The sequence below is a fragment of the Streptomyces sp. NPDC049040 genome (assembly GCF_043197715.1).
Classification (GTDB): Bacteria; Actinomycetota; Actinomycetes; order Streptomycetales; family Streptomycetaceae; genus Actinacidiphila.
Genome location: NZ_JBICTO010000011.1, coordinates 144,588 through 164,200 on the forward strand (window position 1 = coordinate 144,588; position 19,613 = coordinate 164,200).

General features: G+C 74.2%; 16 protein-coding genes. 8 read left to right on the forward strand and 8 right to left on the reverse strand.

The annotated features are described in order from the left end of the window. Positions 1 to 86: 86 nt before the first annotated feature. The 3 genes from ACGFMP_RS25760 (at position 87) to ACGFMP_RS25770 (ending at position 3,371) form a co-directional block, all read left to right on the forward strand. Positions 87 to 1,694, forward strand: coding sequence for an ABC transporter permease (locus tag ACGFMP_RS25760; protein ID WP_393675416.1), 1,608 nt, complete (start codon positions 87 to 89; stop codon positions 1,692 to 1,694). Further along, positions 1,691 to 2,743, forward strand: a complete 1,053-nt coding sequence (locus tag ACGFMP_RS25765; RefSeq protein ID WP_393675350.1) for an ABC transporter ATP-binding protein — start codon at positions 1,691 to 1,693, stop codon at positions 2,741 to 2,743. The genes ACGFMP_RS25760 and ACGFMP_RS25765 overlap by 4 nt, the downstream gene beginning before the upstream one ends. Positions 2,744 to 2,891: 148 nt before the next feature. Beyond that, entirely contained in the window at positions 2,892 to 3,371 is a 480-nt protein-coding gene (locus tag ACGFMP_RS25770; RefSeq protein WP_393675417.1) for a VOC family protein, read from the forward strand. A gap of 24 nt (positions 3,372 to 3,395) precedes the next feature. On the opposite strand, the gene ACGFMP_RS25775 is transcribed toward ACGFMP_RS25770, so the two are convergent. The 4 genes from ACGFMP_RS25775 to ACGFMP_RS25790 form a co-directional block, all read right to left on the reverse strand. Beyond that, the gene (locus tag ACGFMP_RS25775) at positions 3,396 to 4,508 is read right to left on the reverse strand and encodes an LOG family protein (RefSeq protein WP_393675351.1); all 1,113 of its coding nucleotides are present in this window, start codon (positions 4,506 to 4,508) and stop codon (positions 3,396 to 3,398) included. Positions 4,509 to 4,534: 26 nt separating this feature from the next. Next, a complete protein-coding gene (locus ACGFMP_RS25780) occupies positions 4,535 to 5,653 on the reverse strand; it encodes a hypothetical protein (RefSeq protein WP_393675352.1) in 1,119 nt (372 codons plus the stop codon). A gap of 55 nt (positions 5,654 to 5,708) precedes the next feature. Continuing rightward, positions 5,709 to 6,437, reverse strand: a complete 729-nt coding sequence (locus tag ACGFMP_RS25785; protein ID WP_393675353.1) for an ABC transporter ATP-binding protein — start codon at positions 6,435 to 6,437, stop codon at positions 5,709 to 5,711. 188 nt (positions 6,438 to 6,625) lie between these two features. Further along, positions 6,626 to 7,093 (reverse strand): Lrp/AsnC family transcriptional regulator, encoded by a 468-nt coding sequence (locus ACGFMP_RS25790; protein ID WP_393675418.1) that lies wholly within the window; start codon positions 7,091 to 7,093, stop codon positions 6,626 to 6,628. Between the two features lie 220 nt (positions 7,094 to 7,313). Between ACGFMP_RS25790 and ACGFMP_RS25795 the strand changes: the two genes are divergently transcribed. Then, the gene (locus tag ACGFMP_RS25795; protein WP_393675354.1) at positions 7,314 to 8,747 is read left to right on the forward strand and encodes a gamma-aminobutyraldehyde dehydrogenase; all 1,434 of its coding nucleotides are present in this window, start codon (positions 7,314 to 7,316) and stop codon (positions 8,745 to 8,747) included. A gap of 63 nt (positions 8,748 to 8,810) precedes the next feature. On the opposite strand, the gene ACGFMP_RS25800 is transcribed toward ACGFMP_RS25795, so the two are convergent. Further along, positions 8,811 to 9,527, reverse strand: coding sequence for a glycerophosphodiester phosphodiesterase (locus ACGFMP_RS25800; protein WP_393675355.1), 717 nt, complete (start codon positions 9,525 to 9,527; stop codon positions 8,811 to 8,813). Next, positions 9,518 to 10,576 carry an adenosine deaminase gene (locus tag ACGFMP_RS25805; RefSeq protein ID WP_393675356.1) on the reverse strand — a complete coding sequence of 353 codons (1,059 nt, stop codon included), beginning with the start codon at positions 10,574 to 10,576 and terminating at the stop codon, positions 9,518 to 9,520. The genes ACGFMP_RS25800 and ACGFMP_RS25805 overlap by 10 nt, the downstream gene beginning before the upstream one ends. Positions 10,577 to 10,819: 243 nt before the next feature. On the opposite strand from ACGFMP_RS25805, the gene ACGFMP_RS25810 reads away from it, so the two are divergent. Both ACGFMP_RS25810 and ACGFMP_RS25815 read left to right on the forward strand, forming a co-directional pair. Further along, the gene (locus ACGFMP_RS25810; RefSeq protein ID WP_393675357.1) at positions 10,820 to 11,269 is read left to right on the forward strand and encodes a hypothetical protein; all 450 of its coding nucleotides are present in this window, start codon (positions 10,820 to 10,822) and stop codon (positions 11,267 to 11,269) included. Between the two features lie 173 nt (positions 11,270 to 11,442). Continuing rightward, complete coding sequence (locus tag ACGFMP_RS25815) at positions 11,443 to 12,951, forward strand: CoA-acylating methylmalonate-semialdehyde dehydrogenase (protein ID WP_393675358.1); 1,509 nt, start codon at positions 11,443 to 11,445, stop codon at positions 12,949 to 12,951. Here ACGFMP_RS25815 and ACGFMP_RS25820 read toward each other — a convergent pair. Both ACGFMP_RS25820 and gabT read right to left on the reverse strand, forming a co-directional pair. Continuing rightward, positions 12,910 to 13,575 carry a phosphatase PAP2 family protein gene (locus ACGFMP_RS25820; protein ID WP_393675359.1) on the reverse strand — a complete coding sequence of 222 codons (666 nt, stop codon included), beginning with the start codon at positions 13,573 to 13,575 and terminating at the stop codon, positions 12,910 to 12,912. The two genes, ACGFMP_RS25815 and ACGFMP_RS25820, sit on opposite strands and share 42 nt — an antisense overlap. Before the next feature lie 410 nt (positions 13,576 to 13,985). Then, positions 13,986 to 15,317: a 4-aminobutyrate--2-oxoglutarate transaminase gene (gabT, locus tag ACGFMP_RS25825; RefSeq protein ID WP_393675360.1), complete on the reverse strand. Its 1,332-nt coding sequence runs from the start codon at positions 15,315 to 15,317 to the stop codon at positions 13,986 to 13,988. A 277-nt stretch (positions 15,318 to 15,594) separates the two neighbouring features. On the opposite strand from gabT, the gene ACGFMP_RS25830 reads away from it, so the two are divergent. Both ACGFMP_RS25830 and ACGFMP_RS25835 read left to right on the forward strand, forming a co-directional pair. After that, positions 15,595 to 17,733 carry an ATP-binding protein gene (locus ACGFMP_RS25830; protein WP_393675419.1) on the forward strand — a complete coding sequence of 713 codons (2,139 nt, stop codon included), beginning with the start codon at positions 15,595 to 15,597 and terminating at the stop codon, positions 17,731 to 17,733. 100 nt (positions 17,734 to 17,833) lie between these two features. After that, complete coding sequence (locus ACGFMP_RS25835) at positions 17,834 to 19,390, forward strand: PucR family transcriptional regulator (RefSeq protein ID WP_393675361.1); 1,557 nt, start codon at positions 17,834 to 17,836, stop codon at positions 19,388 to 19,390. The last annotated feature ends 223 nt before the right edge of the window (positions 19,391 to 19,613 follow it).

Genomic DNA, 19,613 nt, shown 5'->3' on the forward strand with positions numbered 1-19,613 from the left:
GGGAGGGCGAACCCGGCGGCACCGGTCGCGTCCGCGGCCCCGGCGGCGCCGCGGGAAGGCGCGGCGCCGCCGTCCGCGCCGCCCTGATGGCGCTCCCGCTGCTGTTCTTCGCCGCCTTCTTCGCCTATCCGGTCGCGGCGATCGTCACTCGGGGCCTGCACCAGGGCGGCAGCTGGCAGTTCGGCCGGATCGGCGACGTCCTGGGCGACGGCGGGATCCGCCACGTGCTGTGGTTCACCTGCTGGCAGGCCGCCGCGTCCACCGCGCTGACGCTGCTTGTGGCGCTGCCCGGCGCCTACGTCTTCGCCCGGCTGGACTTCCCCGGGCGGCGGCTGCTGCGCGCGGTCGTCACCGTGCCCTTCGTGCTGCCGACCGTCGTCGCCGGCTCCGCCTTCCTGGCGCTGCTCGGCCGCGACGGCTTCACCGACTCGCTGTTCGGGGTACGGCTGGACACCAGCGTGTGGGCGATCCTCATCGCCCATGTCTTCTTCAACTACGCCGTCGTGGTCCGCACCGTCGGCGGGCTGTGGGCGCAGCTCGACCCGGCGCAGGAGGAAGCCGCCAGGATGCTCGGGGCGGGCCGGCTCGCCGCCTGGCGGCGGGTGACACTGCCCGCGCTCGGCCCGTCGGTTGCCGCGGCAGCGCTGATGGTCTTCCTGTTCACCTTCACCTCCTTCGGCGTGATCCAGGTCCTCGGCGGCCCGATGTACTCCACGCTCGAAGTGGAGATCTACCGGCAGACCGCGGAGATCTTCGACCTGCCGACCGCGGCGGTCCTGACCCTGCTGCAACTGGCCGCGGTCGCCGCGATCCTGGCCCTGCACGGCTGGACGGTGAAGCGCCGGGAGTCCGCGCTGCGGCTGGTAGACCCGGGCCTGACCGCGCACCGGCCGCGCGGGGCGGCGGAACGCATCCTGCTGGGCGGGGTGCTCGCGGTGATCGGGCTGCTCATCGCGCTGCCGCTCGGCGTGCTCGCGGCCCGCTCCTTCGACACCCCCGGCGGTTACGGCCTGGCCTTCTACCGGGCGCTCGGCTCCAGCGACGGCGGCACCTTCAGCGTCGCCCCGTGGGAGACGGTGGGGAATTCGCTGCGCTTCGCCGCCCTGGCCACCGTCATCGCGCTGACCGTCGGCGGGCTGGCCGCGGCGGCGCTGGTGCGCAGGGCGGGCCGGGTGCTGCGCGGCTTCGACGCGCTGCTGATGCTCCCGCTCGGCACCTCGGCCGTCACCGTCGGCTTCGGCTTCCTGATCGCGCTGGACAAGCCGCCGCTGGACCTGCGGGACTCCTGGCTGCTGGTGCCGCTCGCCCAGGCGCTGGTCGGCGCGCCCTTCGTGGTGCGGGTGATGCTGCCCGTCCTGCGAGCCGTCGACGAGCGGCTGCGGGAGGCGGCGGCCGTGCTCGGCGCGTCACCGTGGCGGGTCTGGCGCGAGGTCGAACTGCCGATGGTGTCGCGGGCCGTGGCCATCGCCGCGGGATTCGCCTTCGCCGTCTCGCTGGGCGAGTTCGGCGCCACCGTCTTCATCGCCCGCCCCGACGACCCCACCCTGCCGGTCGCCGTCGCCCGGCTGCTGGGCAGGGCCGGCACCCTCAACCACGGCCAGGCGATGGCCCTGAGCACCATCTTGATGGTGGTCTGCGCCGCCTCGCTGCTGGCGCTCGAATCGCTGCGCACCAACGGATCGGGGGAGTTGTGACCGCAACCACCAGCAGGGCCGCGGCCGGGGCGCTGCTGCGGCTGGACGCCGCGACCGTACGGTTCGGGGACAGGACCGCGCTGGACGCCGTCGATCTGGAGGTCGCAGAGCACGAGATCGTCAGCGTGCTCGGCCCCAGCGGCAGCGGCAAGTCCACCCTGCTGCGGGCCGTCGCCGGCCTCACGGCGCTGGACGCGGGGCGGGTGCTGCTCGGGGGCGCCGACCAGCGCGGTGTGCCGGCGCACCGCCGCGGGGTCGGGCTGATGTTCCAGGACCACCAGCTCTTCCCGCAGCGCGACGTCGGCGGCAATGTCGGCTTCGGGCCGCGGATGCACAAGGCGCCGCGGGAGCGGCGGGAGACCCGGGTGGCGGAACTGCTCGACCTGGTGGGCCTGCCGGGGGCGCAGGCCCGCGCGGTGGCCGCGCTGTCGGGCGGCGAGCAGCAGCGGGTCGCGCTGGCCCGCGCGCTGGCTCCCGAGCCGCGGCTGCTGATGCTGGACGAGCCGCTGGGCCAGCTCGACCGCTCGCTGCGCGAACGCCTGGTGGTGGAGCTGCGGCAGCTGTTCGGCAGGCTCGGCACCACGGTCCTGGCCGTCACCCACGACCAGGGCGAGGCCTTCGCGCTTGCCGACCGGGTGGTGGTGATGCGGGACGGCAGGATCGCCCAGACCGGCACCCCGCTCGATGTCTGGCAGCGCCCGGCCGACGAGTTCGTCGCCCGCTTCCTCGGCTTCGACACCATCGCCGACGCCGTGGTCACCGGCGCTGTCGCGGTCACCGACTGGGGCAAGCTGCCGGCGCCTGCCGGGGCGCCGGAAGGGCCCTGCCGGCTGCTGGTGCGCCCTACCGGGGTCCTGCTGTCCGCCGAGGGCGCGCTGCGCTGCGAGGTCGTGGCCCGCACCTTCCGCGGCGGCCATGTCGCGGTGCGGCTGCGCCCCGAGCACGGCCCGCTGCTGGAGGCGGAGTGCGCGCTGCGCGCCGCCCCGCGCGAGGGCGAGTCGGTGACGGTGGCCTTCGACCCGGAGGACGTCGTCGTCCTGCCCCGCTGACGGGCGCGGCCGGCCGGCACCGCCGGCCTGACCGTACGGCCCCGCGGGACCACACGGATGGGCACCGATGAGTTTCGCCGCCCCGGGCCGTCGTATCTGCTGGAGGCGCGAGGGCGTCTCGCAGGCCGACGGGAATCGGAGCCACACCATGCAGAAGATCACCACATTCCTCTGGTACGACGGCAAGGCCGAGGAGGCCGCGGCCTTCTACACCTCGCTCTTCGACGACTCGCGGATCGTCAGCGAGCAGCGGTACGGCGAGGCGGGCCCCGGCACCCCCGGCAGCGTGATGATCGTGGAGTTCGAGCTGGCGGGGCAGCGCTTCCTGGCGCTCAACGGCGGCCCCGAATTCACCTTCAACGAGGCCATGTCGCTGTCCGTCGACTGCGAGGACCAGGACGAGGTCGACCGGCTGTGGGCGGCGCTCACCGAGGGCGGCGGCGAGCCGGGCCCCTGCGGCTGGCTCAAGGACCGCTACGGCGTCTCCTGGCAGATCGTGCCGCGCCGCCTGGAGGAGCTGATCGCCGACTCCGACCCGGCCAGGTCCCAGGCCGCGGTGAAGGCGATGCTGGGGATGGGGAAGATCGTGGTCAAGGAGGTGGAGGACGCCGTCGCGCAGGCCGGTTGAGCGCGGCCCCGCGACGGGCGGCGCTCACTTCTCGGCGAGCCTGGACAGCGCGTCGGGCACCTCGGTCACCGAATCGACCAGCGCGATGCGCCATGCCATCGGGTGGTCGCGCGCCAGCGCGCTCAGCAGCGGCCAGGCCGGCAGCCGCTCCGTCCAGTGCACGCGGTCGACCAGCACCATCGGGGTCGGTTCGCCGCGTGAGGAGTAGTAGTTCGGGGTCGCCGCGTCGAAGATCTCCTGGACGGTGCCCGCGGCGCCCGGCAGGAAGACCACACCGGCGTTGCAGCGGGCCAGCAGGGTGTCCTCGCGCACCGCGTTGGCGAAGAACTTCGCGATGTGCGAGGCGAAGGCGTTCGGCGGCTCGTGCCCGTAGAACCAGGTCGGCACCCCCAGCGAGGTGCCGCCCTCGGACCAGCGGTCGCGTACCTCGAAGGCGGTCTGCGCCCACTCGCCGACCGACGGCCGGAAGGACGGCGCGGCGCCGAGCACCGACAGCGCCTTGCCGAGCATCACGTCGTCGTGCGGCGCGGCGTAGGCGCCGAAGTTCGCCGCCTCCATCGCGCCGGGGCCGCCGCCCGTGGCCACCGTCATGCCGTCGCGGGTCAGGGTCCTGCCGAGCCTGGCGGCGCCCGCGTAGGCGTCCGTGCCGCGCTTTATGGCGTGGCCGCCCATCACCCCGACCACCCTGGCGCCCGACAGATGCTCGTCCAGCGCGTCGGCCACGGCGTCGTCGTGGATGGACCGCAGCATCGACGCCAGTATGTCGCCGTTCGCCGAGGTCTTCGTGAACCACTCGTAGGCGCGCGCGTCAGGGGTGTGCTGATAGCCGCCGGACAGGTCCGCGTACAGCTCGGCCGGGCTGTAGAGCGAGGCCCGGTAGGGGTCGAAGGGCAGGTGCGGGACCGGCGGGAAGACCAGCGCGCCGCCGGCCCTGACATGGGCGAGCGCCTGCGGTTCCATCGGGCAGCCGAGGAAGACCGCCTGCGTGGTGTCGGCGACCAGCAGCGCGAAGGTACGGTCCGTCAGGTCGACGGCCTGGAGGCGGTATCCGGCGAAGGATCCGGTGAGGGCGACCCGGTCGAATTCCTCCAGGGTCTCGATCTCACGGGCGGGCGGGGGAGCAGCGTCGGCGGGCACGCCAGCACGATAGCCCGCCGGGCGGCTCACCGGGTCGCCGGTACGGTCGCGAGCCCCGCGATCAGTGCCGTCAGCGGGACCACGACCGCCAGCAGCACCCCGGCGCGCAGCGCGACGGCCCCGCGCAGCAGGGCGGGGGAGGCGCCGACGTCACGCAGCGCGGCGGTGGACCTGGCCCTGGCGCTCCTGGCCTCAAGCACCGCCGTGCCCGCGATGGCCAGCACGCACAACCCGATCAGCGCCGCGGCGAAGGTCGTCACCGGGCCGAGCTTGTGGCCGCCGCCCTGCAGACCGTGCGCGGCCACGGCCGCCGTCGCCGTCGCGCACAGCAGGCCGAGCGGGTGGCCGATCCTGCGCGCCTCCTGCTGGAGCGCCCGCCCGGAGAGCAGCCGCAGCGCACCGGGACGGTGCAGGCAGAGCAGCCGCCCGCACAGGTGCACCAGGCCGGGACCCGCGATGACCATGCCGACGCAGGCGACCAGCCAGCCGGCCACCGTCGCGGGCGAGACCGAGCCGAGCCCGCTGGGCAGCGGCAGCGTGTCGCCGCGCGGTGCGCTCACCTGCACGGCGAGTCCGACCGCGGTCAGCGCGACGCCCCAGGGCAGCCCCGCGGGCGAGGCGCCTGGCTTCGCGCGCGGCGGCTGCCACAGGTGGGCGGCGCCCACGGCGGCGGTGGCCAGCGGCAGCACCGCCAGCAGCGTCCCGGCGCCGGCGACGGGCAGCCGGTGGCCCGCGCCGAGCACGCCTGAGGCGGAGCCCGCGTACGGCACACCGTCCAGGTCGCCGCGCAGGTAGAGGAAGAGCAGCAGGGCCAGCGCGCTGCCGGCGGCGCAGGCCAGCGCTGCGGCCACGGCACCGATCAGCACGGTCGCGGTCCTGCCGAGGCCGACGGCCGCGAGCCCGGCACGCGGCCAGCCCGACGGCTGGGCCCGGCCGACCGCGGCCGCCATGTGCGCGGTCATCGCGACCGGCAGCAGGCACCACGCCAGGCGTACCCCTGCCCCCGTGCCGGACTGCGTGTGGCCCAGCGCCCAGCCGAGCGCCGACAGCAGCAGCAGTCCGGTGCCCGCGGCCGCGGCGACCACCGTCAGCCACCTGCCCATGGCGCCCAGACGCGCCCCGCGCACCATCCGCCAGCTCAGCATGGGGCCGCCCCGATGCCTGCCGGGCCGCCCGCGGTGTGCCGTCCGTGTGCGCGCCTCATGCGTTCGCCGGCGCGGGGTCGGGGGTCTCGCGGTCCTGGGCGGACCTCGCGGTGTCCTGGTGGCCGTCGTGCAGGGTCAGCGTGCGGTCGGCGTAGCGGACGGTGCCCGGGTCGGTGCCGGCGAGCACCACGGTCATGCCGTACGAGCGGGCGGCACTGGCGAGGGTGCGCAGCACCTGGGCGCGGTCGGCGTGGTGCAGCGGCGCGGCCGGGTCGTCGGCGAACACCACGGCAGGCACCGAGACCAGGGCGCGGGCCACCGCGACGCGCTGCCGCTCCGACTGGAGCAGCGCCCCGGGGTGCTTGCGCGCGACGCCGCCGACGTCGAGCCGCTCCAGCCACTCCTGTGCCTTGGCGCGGGCGGCACGTGACCTGACCCCGCGCATCAGCAGCGGCAGCGCGGCGTTCTCCCACGCGGACAATTCGGGCAGCAGCTGCGGTTCGCTGCCGACCCAGCCGAAGCGCTCCCTGCGCAGCAGGTCGCGGGAGGCGGCGGACAGGGTGTGCACGGGCGCCCCGTTGAACCACACCTCGCCCTGGTCGGGCACCAGCTGCCCGGACAGGCAGCGCAGCAGCGTCGTCTTGCCGGAGCCGCGCGGCCCGACCACGCCGAGGATCTCGCCTTCGCGCACCCCGACGGAGACGCCGAGCAGGGCCGGTGAGCCCCGGTGGGAGTGGCGCAGGGAGCTGGCGAGGAGCAGGTCGTTGTCGGGCGGGGCCACCATGCCGTTCCTCCGCGAGTCGTCCCCCCGGCGGCGGGCGGCGGTGTGTCGCCGACGCCGGGGAGTGGGCGGTCACTCCCCGGCACCGTAGGCAGGCGGTGGCCTCGTACGCCCGCAGGCGCGTCGGCCGGCCGTGCCGATCCGTCCGTACGGGTGAGCGCGCCCGCGGGCGTCCTGGCGGGGCGCGCAGGTCAGTGCCGTCTGGCGGCGCGGGCATGGGTCTGCTTGCGGACCCCGAGGTGGACGAAGCTCTCGGTGGACCGCACGCCCGGCAGCGCGCGGATCCGCTTGCCGAGCACTTCGAGCAGATGGGCGTCGTCCTCGCAGGCGACCTCGGCGAGCAGGTCGAAGGAGCCCGCGGTGACCACCACGTACTCGACCTCGTCCAGCGCCGCCAGGGCCTCCGCGACCGGGTCGGTGTCGCCGTCGACGGTGATGCCGACCGTCGCCTGCCGCCGGAATCCCACGGCGAGCGGGTCGGTCACCGCGACGATCTGCATGGCGCCCTGGTCGAGCAGCTTCTGCACCCGCTGCCGTACGGCGGCCTCCGACAGGCCCACGGCCTTGCCGATCGCCGCGTAGGGACGGCGTCCGTCCTCCCGGAGCTGCTCGATGATCGCCCTCGACACCGCGTCCGTCGAGGGCGGCGTGCCGTTCATGTCACGTGTGGCCACGGGCCCCACTGTGCAGGAGAGGTCGACGGTGTCGCAAGCCATCGGCGACGGAATCAGTTGCCGGATCTCACTGTGGGCACTGATCCGGTTGTCGGCGGAAGTCGGGTATGTCGAATACCGCAGCGCTGCGGCTAAGCTGGGTGCTGTCTCAGTGCGTGGACACCCGACACAGCACCATGATCCGGACGACCAGGGAGCAATCGCCGTGACCGAACTGCGTACTCTGCGCAACTACATCGACGGAGAATTCCGCGCCGCCGCGGACGGAAGGACCACCGAGGTGGTCGACCCGGTGACCGGCCTGGCGTACGCCACCGCGCCGCTGTCCGGCGCCGAGGACGTCGACGCGGCCATGGCCGCCGCCGCCGCGGCCTTCCCCGGCTGGCGCGACACCACTCCGTCGGACCGGCAGAAGGCGCTGCTGCGGATCGCGGACGCGGTCGAGGCACGGGCGGCCGAACTCGTCGCGGTCGAGAGCGAGAACACGGGAAAGCCGATCGGTCTCACCACGACCGAGGAGATCCCGCCCATGGTCGACCAGATCCGCTTCTTCGCCGGCGCCGCCCGGATGCTGGAGGGCCGGTCCGCGGGTGAGTACATGGACGGCATGACCTCCATGGTCCGGCGCGAACCGGTCGGGGTCTGCGCGCAGGTCGCACCCTGGAACTACCCGATGATGATGGCGGTGTGGAAGTTCGCCCCGGCCATCGCCGCGGGCAACACCGTGGTGCTCAAGCCGTCCGACACCACACCGGCCTCCACCGTGCTGCTCGCCGAGATCCTGGGCGAGCACCTGCCCAAGGGCGTCTTCAACGTGGTCTGCGGCGACCGCGACACCGGCCGGCTCATGGTCGAGCACCCCGTACCCGCCATGGCCTCCATCACCGGCTCGATCAGGGCCGGCATGGAGGTCGCCGGCTCCGCGGCCAAGGACCTCAAGCGCGTCCACCTCGAACTGGGCGGCAAGGCGCCCGTGGTGGTCTTCGAGGACGTCGACATCCCGCGCGCCGTCGAGGACATCGCGGTGGCCGGCTACTTCAACGCCGGCCAGGACTGCACCGCCGCCACCCGCGTCCTGGTGCACGAGTCGATCCACGCCGAGTTCACCGCCGCTCTCGCCAAGGCCGCCGCCGACACCAGGACCGGCAGGCCAGACGACGAGGACGTGCTCTACGGCCCGCTCAACAACGCGCACCAGCTCGACCAGGTCAGCGGGTTCATCGACCGCCTCCCCGCGCACGCCAGGATCGAGACCGGCGGCCACCGGGTCGGCGAGCAGGGCTACTTCTACGCGCCGACCGTCGTGTCGGGGCTGCGCCAGGACGACGAGATCATCCAGCGCGAGGTCTTCGGCCCGGTCATCACAGTGCAGTCCTTCACCGACGAGGAGCAGGCCCTCGCATGGGCCAACGGCGTGGACTACGCCCTCGCCTCCTCGGTGTGGACCAAGGACCACGCCCGCGCCATGCGGATGTCCAAGCGGCTGGACTTCGGCTGCGTCTGGATCAACACGCACATCCCGCTGGTCGCCGAGATGCCGCACGGCGGCTTCAAGCAGTCGGGCTACGGCAAGGACCTGTCGGGATACGGATTCGAGGACTACACGCGGGTCAAGCACGTGATGACGTCCCTCGACTAGGAACCGTCCGCAGGGGCGGCCCCGTGGCCCGCGCCGGGACCGGGGCCTGCCCCGTCCCGGCGGTCAGGGGCCGTCCGGCGCCCTCCGCGTGAGGCCTGGTGCGGGGTGGCCCGTCAGGCGTTGCAGTGCGCTCAGCCGGTTGGTGGTGATGGAGTCGACGCCCAGTGCCAGCAAGCGGCGCATCGAGCGCTTCCAGTCGGCGGTCCAGGCCGCCACCAGCAGGCCGTACTCGCGGGCGAAGGCGACGGTGTCCGGGTCGATCAGGCCGAAGCGCAGATTGAGCCAGCGCGGCGCGACCGCCCTGAGCAGCGCGGGTGCCGGATACGCCGACGTCTTCCAGGTCAGCGCGATCTCCGCGTCCGGGTCCGCCGTCCGCACCGCCCACATCGCGGTCGCCCCGCCGCAGTAGTAGACCCGCTCCTGCGCGCCCGCGGCCCGGACCGCGGCAACGGTGGCGGCGGCTTGGCCGATGTCGGTCAGGTCGAGGAGCATCCGGCCGTGCGCGTGGCGTCCCAGCTCGGCGAGCGCGTCGGCGAGCGTGGGCAGCCTGCCGCCGGTGAGCTCGGCGACCTCGCCCGAGGTGAGCCCGGACACCGGCCGCGGGTGGCCCCACAGACGGTCGAGCGACGGGTCGTGCAGCAGTACCGGCACCCCGTCGAGCGTCACCTGCACGTCGACCTCCACCGCGTCGGCGCCCTTGAGCAGCGCGGAGCGCACCGAGGGCAGGGTGTTCTCGCGGTGCACGTAGGGATCGCCCCGGTGGGCGACGGTCAGCGCCATGCGGCGGTGTACGCGTCGATCTCGGCGGCGAGCCGCGCCTTGCCCGGGGCGTCGAGGAACGAGACCTCCACGGCGTTCTTGGCCAGGCCCGCCACGCCCGCGTGGTCGAGCCCGAGCAGCCGCGCGGCGACCGCGTACTCGGTGTTGAGGTCGGTGCCGAACATCGGCGGGTCGTCGCTGTTGACGGTGACCAGCACGCCGGCCTCGACCATGGCCCTTATCGGGTGCTCGTCGAGCGTGGCGACCGCCCGGGTGGCGATGTTGGACGTCGGGCACACCTCCAGCGGGATGCGGTGCTCCGCCAGGTGGTCGAGCAGCCGCGGGTCGCGGGCCGCGCTGGTGCCGTGGCCGATCCGCTCGGCGCCCAGCACGCGCAGCGCGTCCCAGATCGTCTCGGGGCCCGTGGTCTCGCCCGCGTGCGGCACGCTGTGCAGCCCGGCCGCCCGCGCCCGGTCGAAGTACGGCTTGAACTGCGGCCTCGGCACCCCGATCTCCGGCCCGCCGAGCCCGAAGGACACCAGCCCCTCGGGGCGCAGGTCGAGCGCCAGCCTGGTGGTCTCCTCCGCCGCGGCGAGCCCCGCCTCACCCGGGATGTCGAAGCACCAGCGCAGCGTCACCCCCAGCTCGGCCTCCGCTGCCCTGCGGGCGTCCTCGATCGCCGCCATGAACTCCCGGTCCGGGATTCCGCGCCGGGTCGAGCTGTACGGGGTCACCGTCAGCTCGGCGTAGCGGACGTTCTGCCGGGCCAGGTCCCTGGCCACCTCGAAGGTGAGCAGCCGCACGTCCTCGGCGTCCCTGATCAGGTCGACCACGGAAAGGTAGACCTGGATGAAGTGCGCGAAGTCCTGGAAGCTGAAGTAGTCGGCGAGCGCGGCGGGGTCGGTCGGCACCGCCGAGTCCGGGTGCCGTGCGGCCAGTTCCGCGACGATCCGCGGGGAGGCGGACCCCACGTGGTGGACATGCAGCTCCGCCTTCGGCAGCCCGGCGATGAAGGCGTCGAGGCCGCTCGCGGTGGCAGAGCCGCCGGTGTCGGGCACGGTGTGGGTCATTCGGTCTCCTCCTGGGAACTGAGCAGTGCGGCTCATCGTAGAACCCCGGGTGCGGGGACCGGCCGGCCAGGCACTGCCCCCGCGGCCACGGCACGGCCGGCCAACCGCGTGAACGAGGGGCGCGCGTTCCGGTGCCGTGTGAGCCGTCTCACCTCCGGACGGTGCCGGAAGGCGAGTAATGACCGCGCGTTCCCGCCCTCTCTCCCGTGACAGCGGTCGTCAGGGGCAGAAGGGGAGGCCGGCATGGGCAGCGCCGGAGGGAAGAGTGCGGTCGGATGGCTGGCGTCGGTGGCGCAGGACCCGGACGGGGTGCGCCGGGAGTGGGAGAGCAACCCGCTCGGGGTGACGCTGCTGCCCGCCGGGCGGCTGTGGGACGTGCTGATCCTGCGCGCCGTGCTCGGCTACCCGACCCTGGACGTCCTCACCCGGCTGGTGGACCGGCCGGGGCCCGTGCTCGCCGACTTCGGCGACGCGCGGATCGGCTTCTTCGTGCCGCCCGGCACCGCCGCCCGCTGGCTCGGCACCGGTGTGCGGGCGGTGGGCCGCGGCACCTGGATCGTCGTGCCCTACCCCGGGCGGCCCACCGGCGGGGTGCGCTGGCTGGTGCCGCCGGACGGCACCGGCAACCTCACCGACCCGGTGGTGCTCGAACTGGCCATGCACGAGGCTGCGGCACAGCAGGCCGGCGGCTGAGCGCCGTCCCGCGTCCCGCAGGCGTCCCATGCGACCAGGTGTCCGATGCGACCAGGGCCCCGCACCACCAGGCGTCCCGTCTGACGCGTCCGCCGTCCGACGGCCGCGTGGTGCTTGTGGCGCGGTGCCCGACGTGGCGACACTGGCAGGTACGACGACGGAAGGGTCAGCCCGTGACGAGCCCCCAGCACATCACCCACTGGATCGCCGGCCGACCCTGGACCGGCACCGCGGAGCGGCGCGGCGACGTCTACGACCCCGCCACCGGCGCGGTCAGCGGGCAGGTCGACTTCGCCGACGGCGACGTCGTCGACCAAGCGGTGGGCGCCGCGCTCGACGCCTTCGGCCGGTGGCGCCACGCCTCGGTCGCCAAGCGCACCACGGTGCTCTTCGCTTTCCGCGAACTGCTCAACGCCCGCCGCGAGGAGCTGGCCGCGATCATCGTGGCCGAGCACGGCAAGGTGCATGCGGACGCGCTCGGTGAGATCGCCCGCGGCCTGGAGGTCGTCGAGTACGCCTGCGGCATCCCGCACCTGCTCAAGGGCGGCTTCACCGAGCAGGCGTCCAGCGGTGTCGACGTCTACTCCCTCCGCCAGCCGCTCGGCCCCGTCGCCGTCATCTCCCCCTTCAACTTCCCGGCGATGGTCCCGATGTGGTTCTTCCCGCTGGCCATCGCCGCCGGCAACACCGTCGTGGTCAAGCCGTCGGAGAAGGACCCCTCGGCGGCGAACTTCCTGGCCGCCCTGTGGCGCGAGGCCGGGCTGCCCGACGGTGTCTTCAACGTCGTGCACGGGGACAAGCCCGCCGTCGACCGGCTGCTCGAGCACCCCGACATCAAGGCGGTCTCCTTCGTCGGCTCCACCCCGATCGCCCGGTACGTGCACGAGACCGCGGCCCGGCACGGCAAGCGCGTGCAGGCGCTCGGCGGCGCCAAGAACCACATGCTGGTCCTGCCCGACGCCGACCTCGACCTGGCGGCCGACGCGGCGGTCAACGCCGGTTTCGGCGCGGCGGGGGAGCGCTGCATGGCGGTGTCGGTGCTGGTCGCCGTCGACCCGGTGGGCGACGACCTGGTCGAGCGGATCAAGCAGCGCATCGCCCGCCTCACCGTCGGCCCCGGATCCGCGCCCGGCTCCCAGATGGGGCCGCTGGTCACCGGCGTCCACCGCGACAAGGTGACCTCCTACCTGGACTCGGGCGTCGCCGACGGCGCGGAACTCGCCGTCGACGGCCGCAAGCACCCGCTGACCGACGAGGCGGCAGACGGCGGCTTCTGGCTCGGCCCGACCCTCTTCGACCAGGTGCGCCCGGGCATGTCCGTCTACGACGACGAGATCTTCGGCCCGGTGCTCTCCGTGGTGCGCGTGCCGTCCTACGACGAGGGCCTGGCACTGATCAACGCCAACCCCTACGGCAACGGCACCGCGCTGTTCACCAACGACGGCGGCGCCGCCCGCCGCTTCCAGCACGAGGTCGAGGTCGGCATGGTCGGCATCAACGTGCCCATCCCTGTGCCGGTCGCCTACTACTCCTTCGGCGGCTGGAAGTCCTCGCTCTTCGGCGACACCCACGCCTACGGCGAGGACGGCGTGCGGTTCTTCACCCGCGGCAAGGCCGTCACCCAGCGCTGGCTGGATCCCTCACACGGCGGAATCAACCTCGGCTTCCCCACCAACAGCTGACCCGCCGCCGGCGGCGGCCCCGGCAGGACCGCCGCCCCCGCGGGCCGCGCGGCGCGCGGGCACGCCCGCCGCCGCGACCGCCGACAGCAGGGCGCAGGCGAGGCACCAGCTGGCCACCACGTCCAGCGGCCAGTGGTAGCCGTGCCACACCAGGCCGGCGCCCACGGCGGCGGCGAGCACTACCGCGGCGGCGGCCAGCGTCCAGCGCAGCACCGCGTGCCGGACGAAGGGCAGCACCAGCAGCGCCGCCGCGCCGATCGCGACCGACGAGGTCGCGGTGTGACCCGAGGGGAAGAAGCCCGCGTAGCCGTTGGGGCCCAGATGCACCTTGCCGGGCGCGGGCCTGGCCACCGCCGACTTCACACCGCCGACCACCAGCGGCACCGCGGCCATGGCCACGGCTGCGGTCAGCGGCGGCAGCCACCACAGCGGCAGGCGGGCCGCCCGGCCGCGCACCCCCGCGTACAGTACGGCGGCCAGCAGCAGCGGCACCGCGACCTGCACGTTCCCGATGTCCGACAGCACCTGGGCGGGGCCGGTCAGCGCCGGATGGGCCGCCGAGGCGTCGCGGAACCAGCCGAGCACCGCCCAGTCCCGGTCCACCACGGGACCGTCGACCGACACCTGCCAGGTGAGCGTGACGAAAAGGGCGGCGCCGAGGGCGAAGAGCGCGGCGAGCGCGGCCAGGGTCCTGACAGCAGAGCGCCGCCCCGGAACAGGGGGAATGGTTCCGGGGCGGCCATGTCGATCGCCGTGCCGCAGGTCCCGGGGGGTGTGGGACGGGCGGTCGGCCGATCGGCGAGGTGTGCCGGGGCCACCATCGGACCCGGCGGTTTCGTGCGCGAGGGCACTGCCGTGCCGGTGATGGGGAATCACCGGCCCGTTGTCACCCGTGGTCGCCTCCTGCGGAGCCGCCCACGAGCGGGGTGTTCTGGTGAAACCGTACGTCACCGCGAGGGGCGCGAGGCGCCCGATCACCCCTCCGCCATCAGGCCCCCACACGTTCTTCACGAGCCCCCGCCTCCTGCCGTCGCTCACGCCGCGGCGAAGGCCTCCTCGATGATGTCGAGACCCTCGTTCAACAGATCCTCCCCGATGACCAGCGGCGGCAGAAAGCGGAGTACGTTCCCGTACGTCCCACAGGTGAGCACCACAAGGCCGTTTGCATGACACGCCTTGGCCACCTTCGCGGTCAGGGCCGGGTCGGGCTCCGTGCCGCCGGGCCGCACCAGCTCCACCGCGATCATCGCGCCGCGCCCGCGGACCTCGCCGATCGCCGGGTACTTCTCCTGCAACGCCCGCAGCCGGGGCGTCATTACCTCGCCGATCCGCCGCGCCCGCGCGGCCAGATCGAGCTCCTTCATCGTCTCGATCGCCCCCAGCGCCGCCGCGCACGCCACCGGGTTGCCGCCGTAGGTGCCGCCGAGGCCGCCCGAGTGGGCCGCGTCCATGATCTCCGCCCGCCCGGTGACCGCGGCCAGCGGCAGCCCGCCGGCGATGCCCTTGGCGGTGGTGATCAGGTCAGGCACCACGCCCTCGTCCTCGCACGCGAACCACTGGCCGGTCCGGCAGAAGCCGGTCTGGATCTCGTCCGCCACGAAGACGATCCCGTTGTCCTTCGCGAACTGCGCCATCCGGGGCAGGAAGCCCTTCTCCGGCACGATGAAACCGCCCTCGCCCGCGATCGGCTCGATCACGATCGCCGCCACGTGCTCGGCGCCGATCTGCTTGGTGATCATGTCGATGGCCTGCGCCGCGGCCTCCTCCGCCGCATGCTCGGGACCGGTCAGCCAGCGGAAGCCATAGGCCAGCGGGACCCGGTAGACCTCGGGGGCGAAGGGGCCGAAGCCCTCCTTGTACGGCATGTTCTTCGCCGTCAGTGCCATCGTCAGGTTGGTGCGGCCGTGGTAGCCGTGGTCGAAGACGACCACCGCCGGGCGCTTGGTGTGGGCGCGGGCGATCTTCACCGCGTTCTCCACCGCCTCGGCGCCGGAGTTGAACAGCGCGGACTTCTTGGCGTGGTCGCCGGGGGTGAGCGCGTTCAGCTGCTCGGCGACCTCCAGATAGCCCTCGTAGGGGGTGATCATGAAGCAGGTGTGGGTGAAGTCGGCCAGCTGCTCGGTGGCGCGGCGCACCACCGCGGGCGCGCTGTTCCCCACCGACGTCACGGCGATGCCCGACCCGAAGTCGATCAGCCGGTTCCCGTCCACGTCCTCGACGATCCCGCCCGCGGAACGCCGCACGAACACCGGCAGCGTCACCCCGACCCCGTCGGCGACCGCGGCGGACTTCCTGGCCATCAACTCCTGCGACCGCGGCCCCGGCACGGCGGTGACCAGCCTGCGCTCCTGCGGCAATTCGCTCATGACGGGCATTCTCCTCGAACTGCTCGACCCTGCTCCATCCGGACCTCCCACGAGGCTAGGCCGCCCCGCCCACCACCCGCATACGCCGAACGGTCACACTGCCCGGCGGGTCTTCGCCGGAACGGACAGTGCCACCCGCCTCGGCGGGCCTCGCCCCCACCACCCCGACACCCGCGTGCGGGGGCCGGCGTCCGGCCAAGATCCTTTCTTTGGGTGTAGCGGCTCGACTACATTGTGCGCATCGGCGGCGACGAGGGGCAGACGCGCCATGGATGCCATGGATCACGAGGGCACGCAACGCTACGGCCACGGGCGGCCCGGCACCGGCCCGCCCGGCCAGCCGTCCGCGCCGCCCCGGCCCACCAGCCCCGTACCCCGGCCCACCGTGCCCCCGCCGATGCCGGCCAAGGCGCCGCCTGCCTCCGCCCTGGAGATCTGGCTGCGCACCCCGCGCGCCGCCGACGCACCCGGCATCTACGGCTTCGGGCACCGGCCGCGCCCCAAGCCCGATCCCAAGCAGCTGCCCGCCAGGCGGCTGCTCGGCGGTGCGCTCCTGAGCCTGCTGGTCGGACTGCTGGTCTGGTCGATGTTCAGGGACGGCTACTTCGACTTCTGGATCTGGCCGGCGATATGGGTCACGCCCGACCACTGGCGCAGCGGAGCCGGCGGCGACACCAACGCGTTCAACGTCGTCACCCGCGTCTGGGCGTGGGTGTGCACCCTCGCGCTCGCCTGGGTCTGCGCCAGGATCGGCAACTGGGGCCAGGTGTGGCGGCGCTTCGTGACACCGGCGCTCGGCCGGCTCGTCGACGAACCCGAGGGGCCCGCCGCCGCGGAGGCCGGGGTCCCCGACCTCGTCGAGTGGCCGGAACTGCGGGCGGCGCAACAGCACGCGCTCGCCGACCGGCTCGCCGCCGAGGTGCGCACCGGGCGGATGAACGACGTCGACTACACCAGGATCCGCCGGGCGTGGGCCGACGTGCTGGCCGACCCCGGCAGGCTGCAGGCCTTCACCGACGGGGTGCTGCGTGACGGGGGAGAGGCCTGCGGCCACCCCTCGGGCGCCCGGGACGTGCCCCACCGCGGCGCGCCCCACGACCTGCTGACCCGGCAGGTGCGGATCGGCCGCGGCATCGAGGACGAGCGCAACCCCTACCAGCACCGCGGGTCCGGCATCGCCCTCGACCCGACACTCCTCGGCACCGGGCTCCTGGTGGTCGGGCCGTCAGGCTCGGGCAAGACCCGCCAGGTGGTCCGCCCGGCCGCGGAGTCGCTGTGCCTCCAGGCACTGGCGGGACAGGCGGCGGTGGTCGCGGTCGGCACCGCGGGAAGCGACCTCGGCCCCGCCGACGCCTACGACGTGGTCATCTCGCTCGCCGACCCGGCGTCCCGCTACGACCTCGACCTCTACGGCACCGACGACCCCGACGCGGCCGCCGGGACCCTCGCGGAGGCGCTGGTCGACGCACACAGCGGCGGCAGCGGGGACGTCCGCAGGGCGGCGACCGCACTCAGCCAGATCCTCGGCCCCTTCCTCGCCGCCCGCGGCCGCTTCCCCGCCATCCCCGAGCTGCGCGAACTGCTCGACGGCACCCCGCACGCCTTCGCCGCCCTGCGCGACGCGCTGGACGCCGCGGGAGCCCCGGGGATGGTCAGGGAGCTGAACGCCCGCGAACGGCAGACCGCCCAGCGCGGCGACATCGGCGCGCTGCTCGCCGACCGCGTCTCGCTGCTCGACCGGCCCGCCTTCGCCGGGTTCTTCGACGTGACAGGCCGCACCCGGCCCTTCTCCATGCGCGCGCTGGAACACCCGATCCGGGTGCGCATCGACCTGCCCAGGCACGGCCACGCGGAAGCCGCCAGGATCCTGGTCCGGCTGGTGCTCGCGCAGTTCACGGCCGCAGCCGTCGCGCGGCGGGACCGTTCGCTCTTCGCCTGCCTGGTGCTGGACGACGCCGCCCACACGGTCACCCCTGAGTCGGTACGCGGCTTCGCACGGCTGCGCTCGGCGAATGCCGGGGTCGTGATGGCCCTGCGGACGCTGGACGACGCACCGGAGGAACTGCGGACGGCACTGCTCGGCGCGATGGGCTGCCGGATGGCGATGTCCGGGGTCACCACCTGGGACGGCAAGCGCTTCGCCGAGGCCTGGGGGACCACCTGGGTCGAGACCCGGGACATCACCAGGACCCCCGACCAGTCCGGCGGCCTGCCGCGGCGGCTGAGCCGCGGGGTGCGGAAGCTGTTCACCGGCGAAGCGGTCACCACCGAGTCGGTCACCGTCAGGGAAGTGGAGCGGGAGCGGTGGTCCGCCTCGGACCTGGCGCACGCGGTGCCCGCGGGGCACGCGGTGCTGTCGCTGACCGCGACGACCGGCGAGCACGCGCCGCCGATCCTGCTGGACCTGCGGGGGTGAGGGGCCGACGAGCGGAGCGGGATGGACGGTGCGGCACAATTGAGGGGGGCGACCACTCCCGGTCGGCCAAGAATCCAGCGATTGCCGGTATCTGGTCCGTATGCCGCTCACCCTCGCGTCCCTCGTGCACCACTCGGCGCTCAAGCTGACCGTCCTCGCCGGCAAGGACCGGCTGGACCCGGAGGTCCGCTGGGTGCACACCAGCGAACTGGACGACCCGGGGCCCTATCTCGAGGGCGGCGAGCTGCTGCTGACCACCGGGCTCAAGCTGGACGTCCGCGACCAGGAGGCCGTCCGCGGCTACGTGCGCCGGCTGACCGCGGCCAAGGTCGTCGGGCTCGGCTTCGGGGTGGGCGTCGGGCACGACTCGGTGCCGGACACTCTGGTGGCAGCGGCCGAGCGGGCGGGCCTGCCGCTGCTCGAAGTGCCCCGCAGGACACCCTTCATCGCGATCAGCAAGACGGTCTCCGCGGCTCTCGCGGCCGACCGCTACAAGTCGGTGACCGCGGGCTTCGAGGCCCAGCGGGAGCTCACCAGGGCCGCGCTCGCCCCCGACGGCACCGCTGCGCTGCTGGCCCGGCTGGCCGCACACCTCGACGGCTGGGCCGCGCTCTATGACTCCTCCGGCACCGTCCTGGCCGCCGCCCCCGACTGGGCGGGCCGCCGCGCCGCCCGGCTGGCCGGCGAGATCGACCGGATGCGGGGCATCCAGGGGCCGGCCGGCGCCGCCGTGGCAGGGCCGTCGGGCAGCGAGGACCGGGTCGAGATCCAGTCGCTCGGCACCGGGCGCCGCCCGCGCGGCTATCTCGCCGTCGGCACCGAGGAGCGCCTCGACACCTCGGCGCGCTACGTCGTGCACGCCGCCGTCGCCCTGCTGACGCTCTCCCTCGAACAGTCCCGCACCCTCCAGGACGCGCACGCCCGGCTGGCCGCCGCGCTGCTGCGGATGCTGCTCGCCGGTGAGGCAGGACACGCCCGCAGCGTCGCGGGCGCGCTCTACCGCACCCTGCTCGACCACCCGGTGCGGGTGCTGATCGCCGAACCCTCCGACGCAGAGCGCGGCCCCGAGGCCCTGACCCGGCTGGCGGAGCACGTCGAATCCGCCGCCGCCCGCTCGGGCGACCCGCTGCTGGCCATCCACGAGGGCGACCGGCTGATCGTGCTGGCCGCGCAGGACGCCACCGCGCTGGCCGCGGCCGCCGACCTCGCGGAGGCCGAGGACGCGCTCGCCGCCGGGCTGTCGGCGGCCGTGACACCCGAGCAGGTGCCGGAGGCGCACCGGCAGGCCGAGCGGGCGCTGGCCGTCGCGGTCCGCAGGGGCCGCAACCTGGTCGAGCACGGCGAGGTCGGGGCCGGCTCCGTGGTGCCGCTGCTCGCCGACGACGCCGTACAGGCCTTCGCCGAGGGCCTGCTGCGGCCGCTGCGCGAGCACGACGCCACCTCGCGCGGCGACCTGGTCGCCTCGCTGCACGCCTGGCTCTCGCACCACGGCCAGTGGGACGCGGCCGCGGCCGACCTCGGCGTGCACCGGCACACCCTGCGCTACCGCATGCGGCGGGTGGAGGAGATCCTCGGCCGCTCCCTCGACGACCCGGATGTGCGGATGGAGCTGTGGCTGGCCCTCAAGACCGCAGCCGAGGCCGAGCCCGGCGCCTGAAGCCCGCGCCCCGCGGCGCCCGCGCCGAGGGTGCCGGGGGCCGCCGCGGCCGGGCCGCCGGGTGGCCCATACGCCCCGGTGGGCCGACCGCTGGCCCGGCGGGTGACCCTCGCGTGTCCCACCACAGGGGTGCGCCCCCTTCCACGCGCCCGGCCTTCGCCCGCCGCGCCCGGGGCCCGGCGGGCGAAGGCCGCGCTACGGCGCGTCTCCATGCCGCTCGGGG